Consider the following 7,300-nt stretch of genomic DNA (forward strand, 5'->3'; position numbering starts at 1 on the left):
GAATGAAATCACGAGTATGTAAGCATTCGGTATATGATTGGAAAAAATATTTACCTCTTGTAAATTATCAGATTTATTTTACAATAAATAATAGCCAAGCCACATCTATCTTCCGTCCTAACAGAAAGAGTGCTCACAGAGTCGCAACCTGGTAAGTAGGGTAGATCGTCTGGCGAGGACAAAAATAAAGAATAATTAAAGGGGGATTCAATTCCGCATGAAAAAACTCTCTCACATCAGTATTTTATCTGCGGTATTGGCGACGAGTGTGGCACTCACAGGTTGCGCAGGAACCAGCAATTCATCAGGGGGAACCAACACAAGCGGAGGTGGTCAGCAGTCGGCGCAAAACCAGACGAGCACTTCCGGTAGCGGCGGCGGAGCAACAGACGGTGGTGTCATCAAAATCGCAACCCAAACCCCCCTCTCCGGGAACCAGTCCTCTCTCGGAGACGCGATCAAGACGGGTGCCGAATACGCGCTGAATCTGCGCAAGGAAGAATTCAAAAAGCTCGGCTTCGACATCCAGCTCTTCCCGCAGGATGACCAGGCGGACCCGAAGATCGGCGTATCGAACGCGGAAATGCTCATCTCCAACCCTGACGTGTACGGGGTAGTGGGCCATCTGAACTCCGGCGTAGCGATTCCTTCGTCCGTGAAGTACGAGGAAGGCAAGCTGGTCATGGTGTCTCCGGCCAATACGGCGGTGAAGCTGACCGAGGAAGGCAAGAAAACCGTACACCGGATTTGCGCTCGCGACGACGCCCAGGGACCGAAAGCGGCCATGTATGCGAAAAACACGCTCGGCGTGAAAACAGCTTTCATCATTCATGATAAGACCGCATACGGCCAGGGCTTGAGCGACCAGGTGAAGCTGCAGTTTGAAAAAGACGGCGTGCAGCTCCTCGGCTACGAAGGCATCACGCAAGGCGAAAAAGATTACAGTGCCGTACTGAACCAGGTAACGGCAAAAAACCCTGACATCATCTTTTTCGGGGGACTTTATCCGGAGGGCGGAATTTTGGTCAAGCAAGCCCGTGAAAAAGGATACAAGGGATATTTTATGGGTGGCGACGGTTTGGACTCTTCTGATATGATTAAAATAGCCGGCGATGCCGTCGAAGGTGTCGTGTTTACGTCAGTGGCAGGTGACGTGACGCAGACCGAAGAGGGCAAGAAGTGGGCCGAAGAGTACAAGAAAACGACGAACAAACCTCTTGAAACCTACTCCGTCTACGGTTTCGACTCCATGAACGTCATCCTCAACGGCGTCATGGAAGCAATCAAAGCGAATGGTGGCAAAAAACCAACACGCGAGCAAGTCCTCGAAGCAGTTCACAAAACGAAAGATTTTCAGGGGCAATTCACAAAAGTTACCTTTGATGAAAAAGGTGACAACGTAAACGCAGATGTATTCATTTACAAGTATGACAAGGACAAGTCCACTTTTGTAGGCAAGGCCGAGTAATCGCAGCCAACATCACCGTACACTCTTTCATGCCTCATACAGTCCGGGGCGGCACGCTTGTGTTCGCCCTTTTCTACTGAAACTCACGTCCAGTCATGCGAATGGATGCAGAAAATTTCTACAAGTTTATTGAGAAGTGAGGGATGGGAAAGCATGATGCTCAACATTTTGCCTCAGGTGTTGGTTGACGGATTAACACTTGGATTCATGTACGCAGTCGTGGCCTTGGGCTACACAATGGTTTACGGGATTTTGGAATTTATCAACTTTGCTCATGGAGAAATTTTCATGGTCGGGGCCTTTGTCGGTACAGAGGTATTGTTGATCTCTGACGCCCTGGGGGCTTTGGAAGGCATGAACCCTTTTGTCGCACTATTCTTGACACTGATAATCGCCATGGTGATTACGGGTGCGCTCGGAGTAGGAATCGAGCGGGTCGCCTATCGGCCGCTACGCGGAGCGCCGCGCCTCGTGCCACTGATTTCTGCCATCGGTGTATCGTTTTTGCTGCAAGACCTCGTTCGTTTTACGGAAGCGCTGGCTCGCAATGAATTTTATCTGAACAGTCCAACTCTTTTTACTGGTTCGATTTCTTTAGGCAGTTTCGCTGCGATTCCAGCCAAGGGCTTGATTGTAATTGTGCTCGCCATTGTGATGATGATTGCGCTGACGCTGTTCATTAACAAGACAAAATGGGGAATCGCCATGCGGGCCGTAGCGCAGGATCAGAGCACGGCTTCGCTGATGACCATAAATGTAGACAAAGTAATCATGCTTACGTTTTTGATCGGGTCCAGTCTCGGCGGAGCGACAGGCGTGCTGTTTGCGCAAAATTACGGGACGATCGACCCTTATATCGGCTTCATTCTCGGATTGAAGGCATTTACCGCAGCCGTTCTCGGCGGGATCGGCAACCTGCGCGGAGCCATGGTGGGCGGGGTGCTGCTCGGGCTACTGGAATCGCTGTCTGGCGCTTTCATGGGGCCGCTGACCAACGGCGCATTTGGTGCTGAGTACAAAGATGTGTTCGCGTTCAGCATTCTAATCCTCGTGCTTCTCTTCAAGCCGGAAGGGCTGTTTGGCGAAGCTGTGAAAGAGAAAGTGTAGGTGAGACCAATGGCAAATCTGGCCTGGAAAACGTTCAAAGGAATCCCGCTCGCGCTTACGTTGGTTTGGATCGCCGGCTTCGCGGCTGCTCTGCATTTCATGGACAAATCAGTCATCGCGTTTCTCGGCATTCTCTCCTCAATCGTGCTCGTCTATTACACGAATACGTCCAAGACGATCAAGATGATTGTCGGGGCCGCTGTCCTGCTGATTATCATTCCGCTGGTCGCGGGTGAAAACCGCTACTACATGGAGGTCGCTTCGCAAGTCGGCATCTACGTGGCAATGGCGCTCGGACTGAACATCGTAGTCGGATTCGCGGGGCTGCTCGATTTGGGCTACGTCGCCTTCTTCGCTGCTGGTGCGTATGCCTACGCGATTTTCTCGACCTCGCAGGCGAATGAATTTATCGCGGGCAACCTGTTCCCGCTCTCTGGTGACTGGTTTTGGCCGTTCCTCATCGTCGGCTTGATCGTGGCCGCGATTTTCGGGATATTGCTCGGTCTGCCGGTGTTACGGGTAAAAGGGGACTACCTCGCCATCGTTACGCTCGGTTTTGGTGAGATTATTCGGATTATTTTTAATAACCTGGACAAACCGATCAACATTACAAACGGTCCGCAAGGGATTACCCCGATTCCATCGCCGGAGCTGTTCGGCATCAAGATGGGGACGCCGTTTTACTTCTACTTTATCGTCCTGTTCGTAATCGCCTTTATCGTCCTGGCGAATATCCGCTTTGAGCATTCCCGTTTGGGCCGCGCGTGGATCGCCGTGCGCGAGGATGAGCTTGCGGCGCAGTCTATGGGGATCTCGCTGTTGAATACAAAGCTGGCCGCGTTTGCGACAGGCGCTTCCTTCGCAGGGGTGGTCGGGGTTATTTTCGCAGCCAAACAGACTTTTATCGATCCGACTTCGTTTACGCTGATGGAATCAATCGGGATTCTGGTCATGGTCATTCTCGGCGGAAGCGGAAGCATCCCGGGCGTCGTGCTTGGAGCCGCTTTTGTCACCATTTTGCAGGTGCAGCTCCTGAAAGAGTTCTCCAACTTCCTGCACAGCCTGCAGCAATCCGGCATCATCAACCTGCCAAACCAGTTGGACCCGTCCAAGTTCCAGCGGCTCATCTTCGGGATCATGCTGATTCTCGTCGCCTTGTATCGTCCAAACGGACTGATTCCGGCCAAGCGGAAAAAGAACGATCTCGACGCGATCAAAGAGAGCGAGTATGGCAAACAAAAGCTGGGGATTCTCGGCAAGCTGTCCCAATTGGCTTCTGGCAAGCAGTCATAGCGGACGAGGAGGGAAAAGGGCATGGCATTGTTGGAAGCAAAAAACTTGACGAAGCGCTTTGGCGGACTGGTAGCCAACCAGGACGTTTCGATTTCCATAGACAAGGGAAGCATTACGGCAGTCATCGGGCCGAACGGGGCCGGGAAAACGACTTTTTTCAACATGATTACCGGATTTTACGTGCCGGATGAAGGTGAAATTCTCCTGGACGGCAAAAGCATCAAAGGGTTGCGCCCCGATCAGATCGCAAGCCGCGGGATTACCCGGACGTTCCAAAATATCCGGCTGTTCAAAGAAATGACGGCGCTGGAAAACGTGATGGTCGGCGTTCACAGCCGCTTGTCAGCCGGGTTGCTCGGCATTTTGTTCAACACCAAGCGCGTACGGGTCGAGGAAGAAAAGGCCCGCGTAGAAGCCTATCAGCTTCTGGAGTATGTAGGCATCGCCCATATCGCCAACGAAGCGGCGGGTAGCCTGCCATACGGATTGCAGCGTCGGCTGGAAATCGCTCGGGCGATGGCGACGAATCCGCAGATTATTTTGCTCGACGAGCCGGCGGCGGGGATGAACCCGCGCGAGACAGTCGAAATGACCGACTTTATCCGCAAGCTGAAACGCGAGCTTGACCTGACGATTATCTTGATCGAGCATGACATGAAGCTGGTCATGGGACTCAGCGAATACATTCACGTACTGGATTACGGCCGGAAAATTGCGGAGGGAACACCGGAGCAAATCCGCAACAACCCGAACGTAATTGAAGCCTACCTCGGCAAAAGTGCGTCGGAAGTGTCGTAGAAGGAGGAAAAACGATGGCATTGCTAGAGCTGAATAACGTTCATACCTATTACGGCGGTATCCACGCATTGAAGGGATTGAGCATTACCGTCAACGAGGGTGAGGTCGTCACCTTGATCGGCTCCAACGGGGCGGGAAAATCGACCACCCTGAAAACGATCTGCGGCCAGACCCGCGCCAAGGAAGGCAAAGTGATCTTCAACGGCAAGGATATTACCCAGATGCGCACCCACGATATTGCCAGTGCGGGAATCGCCCATGTGCCGGAAGGCCGCCGGATTTTTCCAAAGCTGACCGTGCGCGAAAACCTGGAAATGGGAGCGTTCGGCGTATCGGATAAACAGGTGATCGAGGAAGGCATCGAGCGAGCTTTTGCTTACTTCCCGCGCCTCAAGGAACGGATCGACCAAAAAGGCGGGACGATGTCCGGCGGTGAGCAGCAAATGCTGGCGATCGCGCGCGGACTGATGATGAAGCCGAAAATTCTCATGCTCGATGAGCCGTCAATGGGCTTGGCTCCGATTCTCGTCGAACAAATTTTTGACATCGTCACAGAGCTGAACAGGGAAGGCATGACGATCCTGCTGGTAGAGCAAAACGCGAACCAGGCGCTTTCAGTGGCGCACCGCGGCTACGTGATCCAGACAGGTGAAATCATTTTGAAGGACGATGCGCAGACTCTGCTGGCAAATCCACAGGTTCGGGACGCTTATCTCGCGTAAAACATGCGATCAAAGAAGTCAGCCTGTTACGGACAATAGGGTAAGCTGGGGCCGATGGAGACTTTTCTCCGTCGGTTTTTCTTTTCCCGGAGAATAACTTTCAGGCTACGAGGCGGGTACCAGACGGTTTCCGCTATGCCGCAAAGCCGCATGCAGGCAAGTTTTCCAACCGGGAGGAAATGTGCAAATTTTCTGATATGATTAAGCATAGACTGACTTGGCCTTCGTGAACATGGACAGATTGAAAAAAAGGAGGCAGGTCAGTTGCAGGGAGAGGAGAAAACAGAACATGCTGGACATCAGTCCCCACTTGGTTGAGGACAAAGAAGCGTTGTATTTGCAGCTCTATCGGTATTTTCGCGCAGAAATCCAGGAAGGCCGGCTGCCTTCGGGAACAAGGCTGCCATCTGTGCGGGCCTTGAGCGGATTTTTGCAGGTCAGCAAAACGACCGTGGAGTGCGCCTACCATCAGCTTTTGGCAGAAGGGTACATTGAGAGCCGGGAGCGCAGCGGTTTTTATGTCGTAGATATGGAGTGGGATGGCCCGCTACCCGAACATGCGGGGAAAAAGAGCGTACCGACCGCTGGCGCGGTTGGCGTTGCCGCTGCGGGTGGGCGCGTGCCGCATGCAGCGGAGCAGCCGGAGGACGGGCAACCAGTTTCCATTCGCTACGATTTTCACCATGCCCGGGTCGATGCGGAGCACTTTCCTTACGAGCGCTGGCGCAAATACACCAACCAGTGCATGCAAAAAGAGAACCGGAGCGTGCTGTATTACGGCGACAGGCAAGGGGAGCCGCTTTTGCGAGAGGAGCTTGCCCGCTACTTGAGCCGTGCCCGCGGGGTGCAGGCGACGCCGGAGCAGATTGTCATTGGCGCGGGTACGCAGATCATGATTAGCTTGCTCGGCTTTTTGTTCGGCCCGCGCGGACAGATTGTCGCCATGGAGGAGCCCGGCTATAACGGGGTGCGTTCCGTTTTTGCCCACCTTGGCTTTGCGGTATGTCCGATTCGGCTGGAGGAGGACGGGATCGACGTGGAAGCGCTCGGGAAAAGCGGAGCGAGATATGTGTACATTACCCCGTCCCATCAGGACCCTTCGGGAATCGTCATGCCGTACGCCAAGCGGCTGAAGCTGCTGCACTGGGCGAACCAGACAGGCGGCTATATTATCGAGGACGACTACGACGGAGAGTTTCGCTATCACGGCCGACCGATTCCTTCGCTTCAAGGGCTGGACACGCACGGGCGGGTCATTTACCTCGGGACGTTTTCCAAGGCGCTGCTGCCGTCGATACGGATCAGCTACATGGTGTTGCCACAGGAGCTGCTTGCCATCTACCACGAGCAACTGGCGGATTTCGACCAGTCTGCGTCGCGGATTCATCAGGAGACATTGGCTCTGTTCATGAAACACGGCGACTGGGAGCGCCATATTCGCAAGATGCGCACGCTCTACCGCAAAAAGCACGATGCGATGCTGCACATTTTGCAGGAGCAGCTCGGGCCTTACATTTTGCTGAAAGGACAGGATGCCGGATTGTCGATGACAGTCGAGGTGGCAAGCGACTGCACGGCTTTGCAGCTTGCGCAAATCGCGGAGGCTGCGGGTGTGCGCGTCTACCCTACCTCACACAAATGGATGGAACCGCAGCCAAAAGCGCTGCCTGCTTTCCAGTTCGGCTTTGGCGGCATGACGACGGAAGAGATGGAGGCGGGCATCCGGCTTTTGCAAAAGGTGTGGGGGCCGTACTTGCGGAAGCGTTGAGACAGCTTGCACAAGGCGGTGGCAACAGAGAAGGGAGAGCATCGAGCGTGTCGCAGGCGTTGTTTGTAAAAGGAATGAAACAAATTTTTCCCGTGGCCGCCGCCGGAATCGTGGACGGGATGGTGTTTGGCATACTAGCCAGGC

6 protein-coding genes are annotated in these 7,300 nt (G+C 53.7%); all 6 read left to right on the plus strand.

Features of this window, described 5'->3' with window-relative positions; all coding sequences use genetic code 11:
- Nucleotides 1-217 precede the first annotated feature (217 nt).
- The 6 genes from AC3WQH_RS20350 to pdxR all read left to right on the plus strand — a co-directional run bounded on the left by AC3WQH_RS20350 (nucleotide 218) and on the right by pdxR (nucleotide 7,156).
- On the plus strand, nucleotides 218-1,468 hold the full coding sequence (locus AC3WQH_RS20350; protein WP_005826785.1) for a branched-chain amino acid ABC transporter substrate-binding protein: 1,251 nt from the start codon (nucleotides 218-220) through the stop codon (nucleotides 1,466-1,468).
- A 156-nt stretch (nucleotides 1,469-1,624) separates the two neighbouring features.
- Nucleotides 1,625-2,575: a branched-chain amino acid ABC transporter permease gene (locus AC3WQH_RS20355; RefSeq protein ID WP_025844394.1), complete on the plus strand. Its 951-nt coding sequence runs from the start codon at nucleotides 1,625-1,627 to the stop codon at nucleotides 2,573-2,575.
- Between the two features lie 9 nt (nucleotides 2,576-2,584).
- The gene (locus AC3WQH_RS20360) at nucleotides 2,585-3,868 is read left to right on the plus strand and encodes a branched-chain amino acid ABC transporter permease (RefSeq protein WP_007787158.1); all 1,284 of its coding nucleotides are present in this window, start codon (nucleotides 2,585-2,587) and stop codon (nucleotides 3,866-3,868) included.
- Between the two features lie 21 nt (nucleotides 3,869-3,889).
- Nucleotides 3,890-4,666, plus strand: a complete 777-nt coding sequence (locus tag AC3WQH_RS20365; RefSeq protein WP_005826793.1) for an ABC transporter ATP-binding protein — start codon at nucleotides 3,890-3,892, stop codon at nucleotides 4,664-4,666.
- A 14-nt stretch (nucleotides 4,667-4,680) separates the two neighbouring features.
- A complete protein-coding gene (locus tag AC3WQH_RS20370; protein ID WP_007787160.1) occupies nucleotides 4,681-5,388 on the plus strand; it encodes an ABC transporter ATP-binding protein in 708 nt (235 codons plus the stop codon).
- 289 nt (nucleotides 5,389-5,677) lie between these two features.
- Nucleotides 5,678-7,156 carry a MocR-like pyridoxine biosynthesis transcription factor PdxR gene (gene pdxR / locus AC3WQH_RS20375; RefSeq protein WP_005826797.1) on the plus strand — a complete coding sequence of 493 codons (1,479 nt, stop codon included), beginning with the start codon at nucleotides 5,678-5,680 and terminating at the stop codon, nucleotides 7,154-7,156.
- The last annotated feature ends 144 nt before the right edge of the window (nucleotides 7,157-7,300 follow it).

This window comes from Brevibacillus sp. FW301-21C12A (genome assembly GCF_058788915.1).

What these genes read in the sequence shown, in the direction of transcription:
- AC3WQH_RS20350 (WP_005826785.1), top strand. Translation starts at nt 218, where the DNA reads ATGAAAAAACTCTCTCACATCAGTATTTTATCTGCGGTATTGGCGACG.
- AC3WQH_RS20355 (WP_025844394.1), top strand. Translation starts at nt 1,625, where the DNA reads ATGCTCAACATTTTGCCTCAGGTGTTGGTTGACGGATTAACACTTGGA.
- AC3WQH_RS20360 (WP_007787158.1), top strand. Translation starts at nt 2,585, where the DNA reads ATGGCAAATCTGGCCTGGAAAACGTTCAAAGGAATCCCGCTCGCGCTT.
- AC3WQH_RS20365 (WP_005826793.1), top strand. Translation starts at nt 3,890, where the DNA reads ATGGCATTGTTGGAAGCAAAAAACTTGACGAAGCGCTTTGGCGGACTG.
- AC3WQH_RS20370 (WP_007787160.1), top strand. Translation starts at nt 4,681, where the DNA reads ATGGCATTGCTAGAGCTGAATAACGTTCATACCTATTACGGCGGTATC.
- pdxR (WP_005826797.1), top strand. Translation starts at nt 5,678, where the DNA reads ATGCTGGACATCAGTCCCCACTTGGTTGAGGACAAAGAAGCGTTGTAT.